Below are 17,186 nucleotides of genomic sequence, written 5' to 3'. Positions count from 1 at the left end.
CAAGCGCTTTCTCTGAAGGAATTTCCTCGGAAAATCAATCGGTTGGCGCAAAAACCCCACTCCTACAGCGGGCGGGGCGCGAACTATACAGGCTTCCTGCAGCACTGCAAGCACTTCTGTGACGAAACTTAACAGCGGGCTTTCAGCAAGCACTCCGAAAGGGCCTCAGTCCGCGAGCGTAAACAGGTGATATTTCTTCTTGCCGAGGCGTACGATAAAGTAATTGTCACTCAGAGCCTTATCGGCGCTGAACACCGCTGCCGGGGTTGCATTGCTGTCCATACCCTTTACCTCTCCGTTAATCAGGACCGCGCTGCGACCCAGGGCATCCTTCACCGGTTTGCCAGAGGGTGCCATGCCCGCATCCACCAGCAGGTTGATCAGGCTCTGCCCGCTAAAATCCTTCGGCAAGGTTGAGGAAGGCAGACCGTCCAGACGCAGCTGTTCCAGGTCAGCGGCAGACAAATCGGTAATATCACCGGAAAAGAGCGCGCGGGAAATACGCTCCGCAGCGGCCAGTCCCTCTTCCCCGTGTACCAGGCGGGTTACTTCGCGCGCAAGGATTCCCTGGGCTTCGGGTCTGCCGTCACGCTGGCGATCAGCGTCTTCAATGGCATCAATCTCATCGACAACCAGGAAGGTGAAATACCGCAAAAACTTGTAAACATCAGCGTCAACGGTATTCAACCAAAACTGGTAAAAAGCGTATGGACTGGTGCGTTTGGCATCGAGCCAGATGGTGCCACTCTCCGTCTTACCAAATTTGCTGCCATCTGCTTTGGTCACCAGCGGCAGCGTCAGGCCAAATACCTTACCGCGGTACTGGCGACGAGCCAGGTCAACACCGCCGGTGATATTGCCCCACTGGTCCGAGCCGCCAATTTGTAGTGTGCAGTTGTAGCGCTGGTACAACTCGGAAAAGTCCATGGCCTGCAGCAGCAGATAGGAGAACTCGGTGAAGGAGATGCCCTCCCCCTCGCGTTGGATACGCTGTTTGACCGATTCCTTGTTCACCATATTATTGACGGAGAAATGCTTTCCTACATTGCGTAAAAAATCGAGCACGTTCAGGTCGCAGGTCCAGTCCAGGTTATTGACAACGATGGCCGCGTTTTCCTCGCAGCCGAAATCGATAAACCGGGAAACCTGATTTTTCAGTTTGTCCACCCAGCCGGCAATGACCTCCGGCGTATTGAGGCTGCGCTCCTGTGCCTTAAAAGACGGATCACCAATCAGGCCAGTGGCCCCGCCAACCAGGGCAACTGGTTTGTGCCCTGCCATCTGAAACCTCTTTAAAGTCAGTAGCGGTACTAAACTCCCTATATGCAGGGAGTCTGCAGTGGGATCGAAACCGCAATACAGGGTCCGACTCTCCGACAAATGCTGTGTCAGTTCGCCATCGCCCGTCGCTTGATTGATCAATCCACGACGGCTCAAGTCCTCAAGCAGTGCCATGTCGACCCCAGCCATGCCTCCCCCTCATCTTCTGGCTTGAAATTCACGCCGCCAGCCGGCGGCAAATGCGCTGCAACATTACCGGAGTCTGCAGCAAATACAAGCGCACTGCGGCAACAAACCCAAGCTGTAGATGATGTTAAAGAGGAACTAATCCATGGGCAGACCGGTCAATTACCCCGTGAAACAAGGCGGTTTTTTTGCTATAAAGTCGCTTCAATGTCTGTTTTTTAGACACTTGGAATTCCAAGCGCAGATAACAACGACCGCCGGCGCCGCCCGTTAATACCATGCAAAACCACCGCGAACCGATTTCAAACCCCCGTATTGGCGCCCTGCCCAAGCATTTTCCCCGAGTACATGCACTTACCGCTGGTGTCGCTGTATTTATTTTGGTGCTGGCAGTGTTTATTCCCACACCTGAGGTAGAAGCCAGGCGCATGCCCCTGCCGGTCAAACTCTCCCCTGTCCCCGGGGAAGCAGGTGAGGCCCGTCTCGACACCGCTATTGCACCCCATCAACTTGTGCCATTGGCCAGCGCCAGCACAGAAGCCCTTCAATCACTGAGTCTGAAAATACGCAATGGCGATACCCTCTTCGATCTTTTCAAACGCGCCAAAGTGCATGCCAGCGAGATGTATCACCTGCTCGGCAGCGGCGCGGAAGCCAAGAAACTGGCCCGCTTGGCTCCCGGCGAAGAACTCACCTTCTTGCTGAATCCAGAGGGGCAATTACAGCGCCTCGAACTGCGCAAGGACCAACTGAGCCAAGTCAGGTTTACCCGCACGGAAGGGAACAAGTTTAAACACACCCTGGTACAGCGCGAGCCGGACAGTCACCCGGCCTATCGCCACGGTGAGATTGACAGCTCACTGTTTGTCGCCGGCAGCGAGGCGGGATTGAGCGACAGCCTGATTATGGAAATGGCTGACGTTTTCAGTTCTGATATCGACTTCGCGCTGGATATCCGCAAGGGCGACAGCTTTAGCATTATGTTTGAAGAAAAATTCTTCGATGGGGAGAAAATTGGCAACGGCCCCATTCTGGCAGTCAGTTTTACCAACCAGGGCAAGGCCTATAGTGCTGTGCGCTATGTCGACAGCAATGGTGACGCCAGCTATTTTACGCCGGAAGGCAAGAGTATGCGCAAGGCATTTATCCGTACTCCGCTGGATATTGTCCGTATCAGTTCTCACTTTAACCCCCGGCGCCTACATCCTGTGTTCAAATCCCGCCGCCCTCACAACGGCACCGACTATGCCGCACCCCGTGGCACGCCGGTATATGCCACCGGTGCTGGCCGCGTCATCGCCTCCGGTTACAGTAAGCCCAATGGTAACTACGTATTCATCCAACACGGCGAGCGCTATGTTACCCGCTACCTGCACCTGACCAAGCGCAAGGTTAAAAAAGGGCAGCGTGTGCAGCAACGCCAGGTGATTGGTACCGTGGGCTCCACCGGCTATGCAACCGGGCCACACCTGCACTACGAATTTCTGGTGGATGGTAGGCATCGCAACCCGTCCACCATTGTAGGTAAACTCCCGAAAGCGAAATCAGTGCCCGCTTCCGAAATGACACGTTTTAAGAACCAGACCCAGCCTTTGCTGGCAAAACTGGGAAGTTACCAGGGGCCGGCACTGGCCAAACTCGACGAAAACACCCCATAAAGTGGCAACCGATATGCCCAGTCTTTTTATCGGCCTGATGTCCGGTACCAGCGTCGACTCGATCGACGCGGTTCTGGTTGATTTCGGCGATGAAGGCAAGCTGAAACCGCGAATTCTGGCAGCCATAGGCCACCCCATTCACGCTGCACTTCGCGAGGCCATATTGGCCCTGTGCACACCTGGCCCTTCGGAACTGGACCGCGCCGGGCAACTCGACCGCCAGCTGGGCCAGATCTTCGCTGAGGCTGCGAGTATTTTGCTGGCGCGCGCAGGCGTCGAGACCACTGCCGTGACCGCAATCGGCAGCCACGGGCAGACCGTGCGGCACCGCCCCCCAGGCACCGTGACTTCGCCCTTTACCCTGCAGTTGGGTGACCCCAACACCATCGCAGCCCTGACCGGTATCCGTACAGTGGCGGACTTCCGCCGCCGTGATATGGCCCTCGGTGGCCAGGGCGCACCTCTGATGTCGGCATTTCATCGCGCTGTTTTTAGTACCGGTATCAACCGTGCCGTCGTGAATATCGGCGGTATCGCCAACATCACCGAATTGGCAACTGACGGTAGTGTGTACGGATACGATACGGGACCCGGCAACGCGCTACTGGATTACTGGGTGGGCTTGCACAGGGATCAGCTGTTTGACCGGGACGGGGCCTGGGCGGCGAGCGGCCGCGCCAATCCGGAGCTGCTCAACCGACTGATGTCCACCCCCTACTTTGCCGCCGAGCCACCCAAAAGCACCGGCCGTGAGACCTTCAATGCCAACTGGCTTGAGCAGGCCCTGACGGGCCTGGAGCTGACGCCTGCGGATGTGCAGGCAACCCTGTCGGAAGTTACGGCAGCCAGCATTGCCGAGGCGGTACACCTGTTTGCGGACGGTGGGGAACTACTGATCTGTGGCGGTGGCGCCAAGAACAAAAACCTGCTGTCCCGCCTGCAGCGGAGACTGCCCACCTGGTCGATTTCCAACACGAATATCTACGGGATTGATGCTGACTGGCTGGAAGCGGTAGGCTTTGCCTGGCTGGCCCGGCAGACACTGCTCGGTCTGCCAGGTAATTGCCCCGGCGTCACCGGGGCCCGGAAAGAAGCCGTTTTGGGGGCAGTCTACCCGCCCTGAGTTCGCCTTTTGAGCGGATACGAACCCAATCGGCGTTATAGGGAGAAGGAGGAACCGCAGCCACAGGTCGAGGAGGCATTGGGGTTTTGCACAACGAAACGAGAGCCGGACAGGCCCTCTTCATAGTCGACATTGGCGCCCACCAGATAGGGATAGCTCATGGCGTCAACCAATACTTGTATACCATCTTTTTCAATAACGGCATCATCCTCAGCGACCAGTTCGTCAAAAGAGAAGCCGTATTGAAATCCTGAGCAGCCGCCACCGGTGACGAATACCCTGAGCTTCAGGTCTGGGTTGCCTTCCTCTTCCAACAGGTTCTTTACCTTGGCCACCGCGTTATCTGTGACAACCAGTGGCACAGGAGAAAAGGATACAGCTTCTGACATAAGTCTCTCTCACCTCAGCAGGACTTTTCCGGCTGGCATAAAAGCCAAACAGAACGCGGCCCGGGGGCACATCATGCTTAAACCCAGGAAATCAGTCAAGTATATGGGCAAGCGCCCCTGCAACCACCGCAATAGCGTGAGTGCCCGGCACAGAGAATGACCTAGGAGGCTTCAATCACGGTCTCATCTTCCGTGTAGCCAATCCTTTGGGGCTCGCCGGCGGTGCTGATATCCACGTTGGAGACCAGCGCGCCATTCACCTGTGCCCCTTTGACCATCTCGATCAACTTATAGTGTACATTGCCCTCCACCATCGCCTTGGCGGCCAGCTCCAGATGGCGCGCAGCATACACATCACCATTCACATGGCCATTGATGACCACCTGGGGCACGCGGATCTCCCCTTCGATAATACCGCCCTCAACAATTTGCAGGCGCGCCTCACTGTCGCTGTTGGCGCTGACATTACCTTTCACCTTGCCTTCGATCACCAGATTTCCGCGAAAATGGATATCGCCGGACACTTCGGTCTGGCGCGCAATCAGGGTCGTGTGGTTACTACCGTTACTGGCCATAGTGGTTTGTTTCTCTTTTTTTCTCAACATATTCTCCAAAACCTCATGCCTGTGGCATCGTTGCTAGCTTTTCTGAACCAGCCAACCGTAGCGCTGTTCAATATTGAACCCTTTGCGCCCGGTGGATTTGAGCAACAACTCCACACCCTCGGGCACAAATCCCTCCGGTAAGCGCAGCTCGCCCTCGATATTCTGGAAATACTTGAAACGCAACGCAATGGACTCGCTATCCACCTGCTCGGACAACGCTTTCAGGGGATAGCGCTTCAGCTGTCCATCCTGGCGCCCCACTACAGTAAAAGTGGCTGATCCCCTGACCACATTGCGCCGCGCCGCCGACTGCTGCACCTGCAATTTGTACTGGTACATTCTCGCATCGGCAGTTTGCGAAAGGATAAAGCGGCCAATAGAAACGCCCTCGCCACCATCCGCAGGCGCCATAACGCCACGGTAAAAAGAAATCTCCTGCTTCAGTTCAGCAATCTGATTTTCTTTTTGCACCAGTTCAGCGCGCACAGCCTCGCTGGCCTTGTCACCGATTGCCAGGGACTGTTCAGCGGTTGTCGCGCGCATACGCAGGGCTTCATTTTCGCCCTTAAGGGCCGCCAGGTGCTCCAGTACTTTACTGTGCTGCAAAGTCTTTTCATCCAGACTTTTGCGCAATTGGTACTGCCCGGCGAAATAGGAGCCGGCAGCAGTGGCCAGGACCCACAGAGTGACACCAACGGCGGTGAAAACACCAGAAAAGGGTTTATGGGGTACCACCTTCATGCGGTACTGCTTGCTGCCTTTAACTTTGAGCTCCATAAAGTCCGTTGCGTTTTATTCGGGTTTTATCGATTGTCTTCGGTATCCCGATTCTAAGGCAGTACCGCCGGACTCTCCAAGCCCAAGGTCTCACTCAAGCCAAACATAATGTTCATATTCTGAATCGCCTGAGCTGAAGCGCCCTTGGCGAGGTTGTCGATGACCGACATGACCAGCAGCGTACTCCTTCCCTGAGGTTGCATCACAGAGAGGCGACACAGATTGGTGCCTCTCACACTGCGTGTCTCCGGGTGACTGCCAGGGGGCAGTACATCTACAAATGGCTCATCCCTATAGCGGTTTTCAAACAGCGCCTGAAGTTCAGCAGCTGACAAATGCCCTTTGGCTTGTGCCAGCAGAGTGGCGTGGATACCCCTGACCATCGGCAACAGATGCGGCACAAAAGTAACTTGTGCGGGGTTGGCCCCCGGGGGCTGAACCCGGCTCAGGCCCTGCTCGATTTCCGGCAGGTGCCGGTGACCGGAGGCGCAATAGGCGCGGAAATTATCGCTGTTTTCTGCCAGAATCAAGCCTGTTTTGCCCTGGCGCCCGGCACCACTGGCACCGCTGGCGGCACTGGCTATCAGCCCTTCGGGCTCCACCACATCCGCTTCCAACAAGGGAATCCAGCCCAGCTGAATCGCAGTGGGGTAACAACCGGGGCAGGCGACCAATTGGGCCCCCGCAATCTCGGCGCGATTGACTTCGGGCAACCCGTAGACGGCCTCCTGTGCCAGTGCCGGCGCTCCATGCGCCTGGCCATACCAGCGCTCCCAGGTGGGAATGTCCCGCAGGCGAAAGTCTGCAGAGAGATCAATCACCCTTATGCCCCGCTCGAGCAGAGGCGGAACCTGGGCCTGGGCAGCACCGTGCGGGGTGGCGAAAAACACCACGTCACAATCGGCCAACTGGTCGATATGCGGTTCGCAAAAAACCAGCTCACAGTGGCGGCGCAGACTGGGGAAAAGCGCCGCCACGCGAGTGCCTTTGCGGGAGCGGGAAGTGATGGCGGTAACTTCAGCCTGTGGATGTATCGCCAAAAGCCTCAACAGTTCCAGCCCCGTATAGCCGGTGCCACCGACAATTGCTACCTTGATCACCTTGCTAGAATCTCCCGGCAAATCCACCAACTGGGACAATAATCATAAAACCAGCAGAGCACTTTATCACAAGCTCCAGTACTTGAAGGATCGGCGGTGTCACAGCGCCCCAGGAAATTACTCAAGAATACGCTAGCCCGGTGTGTGCCCCGTACAAACACGCTTGAGCATGTGCGTTTGCAGCTTTCCGCGAGAGAGGCCCTGGTACCACTGGCGGGTTTGGGGCTGATTATCGGTATTCTGGCCGGCGGCGTGACCATTCTGTTCCGGCTGGCGATGGAGTGGCCCACCACATTTTTTTTATCGGTGCCGCAGAATTATGAATCCCTCTCGCCCCTTTGGCGGTTTGTCCTGCCGGTACTGGGCGCTTTGGTGATCGGTTTTATCTACTTGCCACTCAGCCCCAAACACTACGACGTCGGCGTGGTACACGTGCTTGACCGGCTCTACAACCACCAGGGGAAGATGCCGGTACAGAATGCACTCCTACAGTTTTTTGCCGGTGCCATCATCCTGATCAGCGGCCATTCGGTGGGGCGCGAAGGCCCCGCAGTGCATCTCGGCGCGGCCAGCAGCAGTGGCTTGGCGCGCGCCCTGCACCTGCCCAACAACGCCGCACGCAGCCTGCTGGGCTGTGGTGTGGCCGCAGCCATCGCCGCGTCTTTTAACACCCCTCTGGCCGGTGTGGTGTTCGCCATGGAGGTGGTTATGCTGGAATATTCCGTGGCCGGATTTCTACCGGTCATGCTGGCGGCGGTGGCCGGCAGCACCCTTACCCAGCTTACCTTCGGGCGCGAACCGGATTTCAATGTACCGGCAATCCAGCTCAACTCCCTGGCAGAGCTGCCCATTCTCCTTGTCTGTGCCCTGGCCATCGGTTTTCTGGCGGCCCTATTTATCAGGGCCCACCGCAGCTTTGCACGCCAGCAATACCGCTCGCCTTTACTGCGCTTTCTGCTGGTGGGCCTGGTGACCGGAACCCTTGGGATCTGGGTACCGGAAATTCTCGGCGGCGGTTACGACACCCTGCAAATGGCAATGCTCGGCGAACTCGGTATCACCACCCTGGCTGTGGTAGTCGCGGCCAAGTTGGTGGCCACGGCCCTGGGCTCCGGCCTGGGCATTCCCGGCGGGGTGATCGGGCCCAGCCTGATTCTCGGCGCCTGCCTGGGCGGAATCGCCGGCGGACTCGCCAATCTGTGGCTGGGCCAGCACGCTGCCAGCCCCGGTTTCTATGCCATGGTGGGCATGGCCGCGATGATGGCCGCGATGCTGAATGCGCCACTGGCGGCCTTGCTGGCCATACTCGAGCTGACCTACAACCCCAACATCCTGTTTCCCGGAATGATGATGATCGTAGTGGCCACAGTGGTAAGCAGACAACTGTTCTCCACCCAGGGCATCTACCAGGAGACACTGCGGGCATTGAACAGGGCCGGCACCCCGAGCTGGCGCCAGCAGATGCTCAGCGGTGTCGGCGTCGCCAGTGAAATGGACCGGCACTTTATCGTAGCGCCACAAATGATCACCCTGCAACAAGCCAGGGAATACATCGCTCAGCACCCCCAGTGGATCCTCATTGACCTACCCGGTGAACCCTCGCCACAGTTACTGCGCGCCGCTGACCTGGCCACGTTTCTTCAGGGCGACGAAAAAGGCGAGATCCCGGAAAGTACTGCTTCAAAAGAGACGGGAAGTGCCAAAGCGCAACTGCGGATCGATCTGCTGAAAATACCCGGTGAGCGCAAACAATTGGCGGAATTGAACTGGTACGCCACGCTGCTGGAGGCCCAGCAAAAACTGGAGAGCACCGGCGCCGACGCCCTGTACATCAGCCGCCACCAGAGCGGCCCGCTGGACAATCGCATCGCAGGCATTATTCTGCCGGTACAAATCGATAACTTTTACCGGAAATAAGCAGATTCCGATTTCATTTTCGAGGGGATATCCAATGCTGTGGGTTAAGGCTTTTCACATTATCGCCATGGTGAGCTGGTTTGCGGCACTATTTTATTTACCGCGCCTTTTTGTCTATCACGTGGACGCCACAGATGCCATCAGCCGCGATCGCTTCTGCATTATGGAGCGGCGCCTGTATCGCGTTATTGCCATCCCCTCCATGATCGCTACAGTCGCCCTGGGTATCTGGCTGTACAGTTTTAACACCAGTTACTACACGGCCGCAGGCTGGATGCATGCAAAGCTCGCCTTTGTGATACTGCTGCTGGCCTATCATCATATGTGTGGCGCCTATGTGCGTAAATTTGCCCAGGGCAGCAATACCCGCAGTGGGCGCTTTTTCCGTGTTTTCAATGAGCTTCCGACTCTGACACTGATCGCCATTGTCATCCTGGTGGTGGTTAAACCCTTTTAATTTGGCGTTTAGTACCACCAAGTATCGTCGGCCCAGCAACTAGAATTAGCCGCACAGCTATTAGCAGTCACCCAGATCTCCTATGGACACACCACAGCCCATTATCCTGACTGTCACTCACCACGACCCCAGCGGCAGTGCCGGCATCGCGGCAGATACCGAGACGGCAGTCAGTCTCGGCTGCCACGCAGCCTCCGCCGTCTCTGCCATCAGTGTCGGCAATACCGGTGAGCTGCTCGGGGTGGCGCCGATAGACGACAGCCTGCTGGTGGAACAGACCCGAACGGTTCTCGAGGATATGCCGGTGGCGGCCATCAAGATCGGCTATCTGGGCTCGGTGGAAAATGTGCGGGCGCTGCACAGCGTACTGAGGGACTATCCGGATATCCCGGTGGTTATCGACCCGGATGCCACACTGGCGGACAAGGAGAGTGTTCTAGCCCCGCCGCTCTGGTCAGCCATGGCGTCCCTGCTGCTGCCCCATGCCACCATGGTCTGCCCGAACCGGCGCGAGGCCCGCGCCATGGCGGTAGAGGCGGATGTGCTGGATGCAATGGCGCAGGAGTTGCTGGAAGGGGGCTGCCGCTACCTGCTGCTCACCGGTGTCCCCCGTGAACAACAGTTGCAAAATCGCCTCTACGACGTGCGCGGGCTGATCCGCGAATTTCACTGGGAGAGACTGCCGCCGGCAGCCTACGGGGTTTGCGGAACCCTGGCCACCGCTATCGCCTGCCACATTGCCCATGGCCTAACCATCATTGAGGCGGTAAGCCGCAGCCAGCAGTACACCTGGAGCGCGATCAGGGACAGCCGCCGGTTGGGCATGGGCAGGCCAATCCCCAACCGCCTCTTTTGGTGTGGGCGCTGAGCAGCCTTACCCTCCGCTCTCCCCCCTTCAGATGGAAGTCCCGCACGCAATCGGGCTTGGAGCGCCTGACTGCCCTGTCGGCCACCGCCTTTAGAACCAGCGCCTATCAATCTGCACATTGTCCTGAAAGCCCACCACCCCGATAATATTGCGCTGATCCTTGTTTTTTGCGCAATTTGTGAAGAAATTCTATGAGTACATCCGAGCAGCTCTTTGCACAGGCACAACAATTTATCCCCGGCGGCGTTAACTCACCAGTACGGGCCTTTCGCGCAGTGGGCGGCACGCCGCTGTTCATCCGCCGAGCCAAAGGTGCCTACCTCTACGACGCAGATAACCAACGCTACATCGACTATGTGCAGTCCTGGGGCCCGATGGTGCTGGGCCACGCTCACCCCGAAGTCATTGCAGCGGTGGTGAAGCAAGCCCAATCCGGCCTGAGCTTTGGTGCGCCTACCGAACTGGAAACCGAGCTGGCCGAGGCACTCTGTCGCCTGTGGCCAAATATGGACCTGGTGCGCTTTGTCAACTCCGGTACCGAGGCCACCATGAGTGCCATCCGCCTGGCGCGCGGCTATACCGGACGCGACAAAATTGTAAAGTTCGAGGGCTGCTACCACGGCCATTCCGACGCCCTGCTGGTGAAAGCGGGCTCCGGCGCCCTGACCATGGGCGTGCCCTCCTCCCCCGGTGTACCCGCGGCCCTGGCAGACAATACCATCACCCTCAACTACAACGATGTGGAGGGCGTGCGCGCCTGTTTCCGGGAGATCGGTGACCAGATCGCCTGTATTATTGTCGAGCCCGTGGCTGGCAATATGAATTGCATTCCGCCGCTGCCCGGCTTTCTGGAAACCCTGCGCGGAGTCTGCGACCAACACGGCGCGGTACTAATTCTCGACGAGGTGATGACCGGTTTCCGCGTCAGCCTGACCGGTGCCCAGGGCTTCTATGGCATTGAGGCGGACCTGACCACACTCGGCAAAGTGATCGGCGGCGGTATGCCAGTGGGCGCCTTCGGCGGCAAGCGCGAGATAATGGAACAGATCGCCCCTTTGGGCCCGGTGTACCAGGCGGGTACCCTATCCGGTAACCCGGTGGCCATGGCGGCAGGCCTGGAAACCCTGCGCCTGGTTGAAGCGCCCGGCTTCTACCAACAGCTTGTTGCCAAAACAGGCCGCTTGGTGGAGGGCCTCCTTAAGGCCGGCAGGGCTGCGGGTATTCCTTGCACCGCCAATCAGGCCGGCAGTATGTTCGGCTTTTTCTTTAGTGAAGAACCCCAGATAAGCAACTACCAGCAGGTCATGGCGTGTAACAACGAGCGCTTTAACCGCTTCTTCCACGGCATGCTTGAAGAGGGAATCTATCTGGCACCAGCTTCCTATGAGGCCGGTTTTATGTCTGCAGCCCACACCGATGAAGATATCGAGGACACGATCGCCGCCGCTGGGCGGGTCTTCGCTCGCCTCGACTGATTGCCCCCTACTCTGGCACCCGCAATGGCGCGGGTGCTGTTACCCATAACAGATTTCACCTCTTGCGTGCCAATCGGATCGCCACCCTTGACGCGCTTCATAGCACAGGTTGCCTTACCCCAATGACTGGCAAAGCTTCTCCGAGCAGTCGGCACGCTGCGGGAGGACTATGTGCGCCAACCCCAAATCGTCAATCGCCTCCGTCCCCAGCACCACAAGTGGAAAAATCACCCGGAGCGGCAATTTGATATGATGCCGCCCATTGCGATCGCGGGATCCCCGCGGCTCCTGATGGTAATGATAACCGGAGAACCTTTCCCATGGGTCAGAATCTCGGCCGCGGTGCCTATCCCAACACCCGCCTGCGCCGCCTGCGCGCCCGGGGATTTTCCCGCCGACTGGTGCGGGAAACCCAGCTCAGCAGCGATGATCTAATTCTGCCGCTGTTTGTGATCGAGGGCCGCAACAAAACCCAAAAGGTGGCGTCAATGCCGGGGGTGCAGCGCTTGAGCGTCGACCTGCTGGCGAAAAAGGCCAAGTCACTGCAAAATTTGGGAATCCCCGCTGTGGCACTATTCCCGGTGGTCGACCCTGTCTATAAGAGCGACGACGCCCGCGCCGCCCACGATGCCGACGGACTGGCCCAGCGCGCAGTGCGGGAATTGAAAAATGCGGCGCCGGAACTGGGCGTAATTACCGATGTAGCCCTGGACCCTTTCACCAGCCACGGCCAGGATGGCCTGATGGACCACAGCGGCTATATTGTCAACGATGAAACCGTCGAGGTACTGGCGCAGCAGGCCCTGTCCCACGCCGCTGCGGGTGCGGATATAGTGGCGCCCTCCGATATGATGGATGGCCGTATCGGCGCCATCCGCGAGGCCCTGGAGTGTGCGGGCCACACCAATACCCTGATCATGTCCTACGCCGCCAAGTACGCCTCTGGCTATTACGGCCCCTTCCGCGATGCCGTGGGTTCCGCCGGCAACCTGAAAGGCGGCAGCAAGGCGAGCTACCAAATGGACCCCGCCAATACCGACGAAGCGCTACACGAGTGCGCCCTGGATCTGCAGGAGGGTGCGGATATGGTGATGGTGAAACCGGGTATGCCGTATCTGGATATTGTGCGCCGGGTGAAGGAGGCGTTGCGCGTGCCCACTTTTGCCTACCAGGTGAGTGGAGAATACGCGATGCACTGTGCGGCCTTTGAAAACGGTTGGCTTCAACGCGAGGCGGTGATTCTGGAAAGCCTGCTGGCGTTCAAACGCGCTGGCGCCGATGGCATTCTCACTTATTTTGCCGAGGAATCCGCACAACTTCTGCAGGGATAAAAGCCCTGAAGCGGATATACCGGTTGTAGCGCCACACCCAACCTTCAGGGCCACTGGTCTTCCAGTGCAGGGCCTATGGGCTGCGCCTCCTCGATGGGCACGCCGCTGGACTCTACTTCGACAGACTGCGAGCGGTCCCGATCGCTGGGAAGTTCGATCGGCTCGTCCTCAGAGCCCGGCGCAGGTCCGAACTCTTCCGCATCATCCCCGCTCAGCTGCTCCCACAACTGGCGGCGACGCTCATCGCGCAGTTGCTGCTCGCTGGGGTTTACACCCCAGCCCGGCGTCATCTGCTCCTGCGGCGCCACTTCACTGCGATCCCCGCCAAACAGATTGCGGAACCAGCGCCAGCGATCACGTCCCCGGCATTCCGGTGCCGGCTGCAGGTGTGTTTCGTAAGAGAAAGGTATCTCGGAGCCACCGCGGCAGTAGTCGGGATCCATATACTGGCCGCGCGCATTGACCGATTTGAACTCTACCCCCCGCGGCGGCTCTATCAGTCCGTGCTGGTGGGGCAGCTTGCGCATGATTTCCGTCCAGATCGGCAGGGCACCGGTGGAACCGGTGAGCCTGGTGCGCTCGTTGTCGTCGCGTCCCAGCCATACTACCGTGGTAACATCCGGGGAAAAACCGGCAAACCAACTGTCGCGGTTGTTGTTGGTGGTGCCGGTCTTGCCTGCAAAGGCGACACTGCGCGGCAGACGCTTTGCGAACCTGCGCCCGGTGCCTTCGCGCATGGCCTGCTCCAGGCCCCAGCGCAGCAGGTAAGCCGGTACCGGATCCACGCCACGATGGGTGTGGCTCCGGAAATGCTGGACGCGCCCTCCCTCTGCATCGGCTACCGCCAACAGTGTGCGCGGCTGCACGGTTTCGCCGCCGTTGGCAATGGTCTGGTACATGCCCGCCACCTCGAAGGGGGTCATCTCCACGGCACCCAGCAGCAGCGCCGGCACACGCGGCAGATGGGCTTCTACGCCCATGCGGCGAATCGTCTGGCGCACATTTTGCAGCCCCAGATCGAGACCCAGGTGGGCGGTGGCCAGATTGTAGGATTTGGCCAGAGCCACGTATAACGGGATCTGACCGTGGGCGCGCTTGTCGAAATTCTGCGGCATCCAGACATCGCCATCCGCTTCCTCAATGCGAATCGGGGCATCGTCCAGTAATGTGGCCAGATTGTATTCCAAGGGCCGTTCCAACGCGGTGAGATAGACTGCCGGCTTGATCAGGGAACCCACTTGGCGGCGAGCCTCCAGTGCGCGGTTAAAGCCGGGGTAATCCGGGTCGCGGTCTCCCACCATAGCCAGCACATTGCCGCTGTCATTATCCAGCAACACGGCGGCCGCCTGCAGGGAGTTAGCCTCGATACGGCGTTCCTTCTCCAGCGCTTGCACACCGTTGCTGACCGCCTCCTCGGCCAGTTTCTGCACCGAGGGCGCCAGGGTGGTGTAGATCCTCAGGCCCGCGGTACGCAACTCCTCATAGGAGTAGTAAGGCCGCAATTCTTCCAACAGGTGCTCGGTAAAGGCCGGATAAGGATTCTGCGCAGTGACCCCACCCTTGACCACCCCCAAGGGTTTTGTCGAGTACAGTGCGTATTGTGCCTGGGTGATCAGCCCCTGCGCCTGCATCAAACCCAGCACAGTGTTGCGACGCGCCTGCGCACGCTCCGGATGGCGCCGGGGATTGTAGTAGGATGCGCCCTTTGCCAGGCCCACCAGCAGAGCTACCTGGTGGGGCTCCAGGGTATCCAGGGGCTGCTGGAAATAGAACTCCGACGCCAGGCCGAAGCCGTAGATGCCGCGGGCGCCCTGCTGGCCCAACCACACTTCGTTGATATATTCCTGCAGGATATAGCCCTTGTCGTAATGTATCTCCATCAACACCGCCATCAGCGCCTCGTTGATTTTGCGCTGCAGGCTCGGCTTGTGGTCAAAGAAGATGTTTTTCACCAGCTGCTGGGTGATGGTGGAGCCGCCCTGAACCAAACGTCCGGCCTTCATATTGGCCACCATGGCGCGGCCGATACCGCGGGGCGAAATACCGAAATGGTGGAGAAAATCCTGGTCCTCAACTGCGATCAGCGTGTTTGCCAGCAACGGGGGAATATCGGTGAAACGCACCGGATTGCGATCATCGCCACCACCGAGCAGGGAACCGATGTTGGCGGCGTCCAGGCGAAATTCGGGTAGGCGTTGGCCGTTGCCATCGCGCAGGTTGCTGATTTCGTCGTTGCGCAGGCGGAAAGAAACCTCTGCCCCGGCCCTGCGGCCATCGGAGTGGATAAAGTCGCGGCGCCACACCCGGTAGTCCATGCCCTCCCGAGTCCAGGAACCCGGCTCACTGAGTACTTTCTGCTCGCGGTAATTGAGGGCGGAGAATTCGGAGGCCAATTCACCTGGATGCATCATCATGCCTTCACGCAGAACCAGCGGTCGCGCGAAGACTCGCGCAGGCAACTGGTACTGACGGCTGTCCAGGCGCTCGCGCAGCTGCACATCCAGGTACACCATGTAGCCGGCCAGGGCGAAGGCCCCCAGCAGGGCCAGCAGGAACAGAAACTTGAGCCAGCGATAGCGCCTCTTCGGTGTAGACGCCTTAGTGCGCCGACGTTTCGTCGAAACCATAGAAATGTGGTATCCAGCTGCCAATTCAGTACATCATGCGATAGCCGGAAGGGCATCAATGCCCTGTCGCCGCCACAGGCAAGGTACCAGCCGGTGGCAGCTCCGCTGGTCTATTGCCGCCGATTCTGAGCCTGTGCCAGTGGTGGGAAACCTCCCCACACCGCCCAGGCGACCTCTGCCTGTCAATTGATCATTTAAAGAGGTTATTCACGCCTTTGCGAGGATTGACCGCTGTTTCCCTGCATAAGTTCACATTGGAGCACCCAGTGCCGTTATAAAGGCTGCTGTGCTGAAGTCAAATCCACCACCTTGCACTTAGCAGAATCACAGCCATAATGCGGCGTAAATCCATACAAAAAGCCCGAAAAGGATAAATATGCAGCAATACGACCTCTATGGCATCGGCGCCGCCCTGCTGGATACGGAGATCGAGGTTTCGGATGAAGACTTGTCCGCACTTGGCGTTGAAAAGGGACTGATGACCCTGGTAGACGATATTCGGCAACAGCAACTGCTGGATGCTCTGCGGGACAACCTTATGACCGCCAAGCGCGCTTGTGGAGGTTCCGGCGCCAACACAGTGATTGCCGCCAGCTACTTCGGTCTGCGCACCTTCTATTCCTGCAAAGTTGCCGCGGATGACAATGGAGACTTTTACCGCAACAATCTCACCGCCGCAGGGGTCGACTACCCGGCCGGCCTGCGCCGGGCCGGCATGGGTACCACCGGCAAGTGTTTGGTTCTGATCACCCCCGATGCAGAGCGCAGCATGAACACTTACCTGGGCATCAGTGAAAAACTGTCTGTCGAGGAACTGGACAGTGAAGCCCTGGCAGCGTCACATTGGACTTACATCGAGGGCTATCTGGTCTCCTCGGAAACCGGGCGCAAAGCGGCAATCGCCCTGCGCAAACAGGCACAGCAGGCGGGTGTAAAAACTGCCCTGAGCCTCTCCGACCCAGCCATGGTGCAGTTCTTTGGCGAAGGCTTGCGGGAGATGGTTGGCGACGGCGTGGATATGCTGTTCTGCAACCGGGATGAGGCTCTGGGCTTTACCGGTAGTGGGTCTCTCGATGCCGCTGCAAACACCCTGCGCAACTACTGCCGTAGCTTTGCCATTACCCTCGGGGCCGATGGTGCATTGATCTGGGATGGCACCCAGGTACGTCGGGTGCACAGCCCGCGCGTTCATGCCATCGATACCAATGGCGCCGGGGATATGTTTGCGGGGGCCTTCCTCTACGGCATTAATCGCGATATGCCCTTTACAGAGGCCGGAGAGCTGGCCTGTCGAGCCGCCGCCCAGGTAGTCAGCCAGTACGGACCCCGCCTGCGGGAGGCGCAGCACCCGGAGCTGCTTGCAGCAGTTATTTAAACAGGAGAAAGAGAGAG

Annotated in this window: 14 protein-coding genes; 8 read left to right on the top strand and 6 right to left on the bottom strand. The window is 58.6% G+C overall.

Annotated features, from left to right (window positions below):
• Positions 1-165: 165 nt before the first annotated feature.
• On the bottom strand, positions 166-1,470 hold the full coding sequence (tyrS, locus tag Q1A48_RS11035) for a tyrosine--tRNA ligase (RefSeq protein ID WP_299944689.1): 1,305 nt from the start codon (positions 1,468-1,470) through the stop codon (positions 166-168).
• Between the two features lie 275 nt (positions 1,471-1,745).
• Here tyrS and Q1A48_RS11030 point away from each other — a divergent pair, with 275 nt between their 5' ends.
• Positions 1,746-3,125 carry a peptidoglycan DD-metalloendopeptidase family protein gene (locus Q1A48_RS11030; protein ID WP_299944687.1) on the top strand — a complete coding sequence of 460 codons (1,380 nt, stop codon included), beginning with the start codon at positions 1,746-1,748 and terminating at the stop codon, positions 3,123-3,125.
• A 13-nt stretch (positions 3,126-3,138) separates the two neighbouring features.
• Positions 3,139-4,248 (top strand): anhydro-N-acetylmuramic acid kinase, encoded by a 1,110-nt coding sequence (locus Q1A48_RS11025; RefSeq protein WP_299944685.1) that lies wholly within the window; start codon positions 3,139-3,141, stop codon positions 4,246-4,248.
• A 35-nt stretch (positions 4,249-4,283) separates the two neighbouring features.
• Here the strand turns inward: Q1A48_RS11025 and erpA are convergent, their stop codons facing one another.
• The 4 genes from erpA to argC form a co-directional block, all read right to left on the bottom strand.
• Positions 4,284-4,637 (bottom strand): iron-sulfur cluster insertion protein ErpA, encoded by a 354-nt coding sequence (gene erpA, locus Q1A48_RS11020; protein ID WP_299944683.1) that lies wholly within the window; start codon positions 4,635-4,637, stop codon positions 4,284-4,286.
• Between the two features lie 161 nt (positions 4,638-4,798).
• Positions 4,799-5,242, bottom strand: a complete 444-nt coding sequence (locus Q1A48_RS11015) for a polymer-forming cytoskeletal protein (RefSeq protein WP_299944681.1) — start codon at positions 5,240-5,242, stop codon at positions 4,799-4,801.
• A gap of 33 nt (positions 5,243-5,275) precedes the next feature.
• Positions 5,276-6,019, bottom strand: coding sequence for a DUF6776 family protein (locus Q1A48_RS11010; RefSeq protein ID WP_299944679.1), 744 nt, complete (start codon positions 6,017-6,019; stop codon positions 5,276-5,278).
• A 53-nt stretch (positions 6,020-6,072) separates the two neighbouring features.
• Entirely contained in the window at positions 6,073-7,119 is a 1,047-nt protein-coding gene (argC, locus tag Q1A48_RS11005; RefSeq protein WP_299944677.1) for an N-acetyl-gamma-glutamyl-phosphate reductase, read from the bottom strand.
• A gap of 144 nt (positions 7,120-7,263) precedes the next feature.
• On the opposite strand from argC, the gene Q1A48_RS11000 reads away from it, so the two are divergent.
• The 5 genes from Q1A48_RS11000 (at position 7,264) to hemB (ending at position 13,167) form a co-directional block, all read left to right on the top strand.
• Complete coding sequence (locus Q1A48_RS11000; RefSeq protein ID WP_299944675.1) at positions 7,264-9,036, top strand: chloride channel protein; 1,773 nt, start codon at positions 7,264-7,266, stop codon at positions 9,034-9,036.
• Between the two features lie 34 nt (positions 9,037-9,070).
• Complete coding sequence (gene hemJ, locus Q1A48_RS10995) at positions 9,071-9,493, top strand: protoporphyrinogen oxidase HemJ (protein ID WP_299944673.1); 423 nt, start codon at positions 9,071-9,073, stop codon at positions 9,491-9,493.
• An 82-nt stretch (positions 9,494-9,575) separates the two neighbouring features.
• Positions 9,576-10,361 (top strand): hydroxymethylpyrimidine/phosphomethylpyrimidine kinase, encoded by a 786-nt coding sequence (locus Q1A48_RS10990; protein ID WP_299944671.1) that lies wholly within the window; start codon positions 9,576-9,578, stop codon positions 10,359-10,361.
• Between the two features lie 191 nt (positions 10,362-10,552).
• Positions 10,553-11,836 (top strand): glutamate-1-semialdehyde 2,1-aminomutase, encoded by a 1,284-nt coding sequence (gene hemL / locus Q1A48_RS10985; protein WP_299944669.1) that lies wholly within the window; start codon positions 10,553-10,555, stop codon positions 11,834-11,836.
• 320 nt (positions 11,837-12,156) lie between these two features.
• The gene (gene hemB / locus Q1A48_RS10980; protein WP_299944667.1) at positions 12,157-13,167 is read left to right on the top strand and encodes a porphobilinogen synthase; all 1,011 of its coding nucleotides are present in this window, start codon (positions 12,157-12,159) and stop codon (positions 13,165-13,167) included.
• 44 nt (positions 13,168-13,211) lie between these two features.
• On the opposite strand, the gene mrcB is transcribed toward hemB, so the two are convergent.
• The gene (gene mrcB / locus Q1A48_RS10975; protein ID WP_299944665.1) at positions 13,212-15,794 is read right to left on the bottom strand and encodes a penicillin-binding protein 1B; all 2,583 of its coding nucleotides are present in this window, start codon (positions 15,792-15,794) and stop codon (positions 13,212-13,214) included.
• Positions 15,795-16,170: 376 nt separating this feature from the next.
• On the opposite strand from mrcB, the gene Q1A48_RS10970 reads away from it, so the two are divergent.
• Entirely contained in the window at positions 16,171-17,169 is a 999-nt protein-coding gene (locus tag Q1A48_RS10970) for an adenosine kinase (protein ID WP_299944663.1), read from the top strand.
• The last annotated feature ends 17 nt before the right edge of the window (positions 17,170-17,186 follow it).

This window comes from uncultured Microbulbifer sp. (genome assembly GCF_947489355.1).
Classification (GTDB): domain Bacteria; phylum Pseudomonadota; class Gammaproteobacteria; order Pseudomonadales; family Cellvibrionaceae; genus Microbulbifer.
The sequence above is the reverse complement of the archived record's forward strand: the minus strand, read 5'-3'. Positions and strand labels throughout refer to the sequence as shown.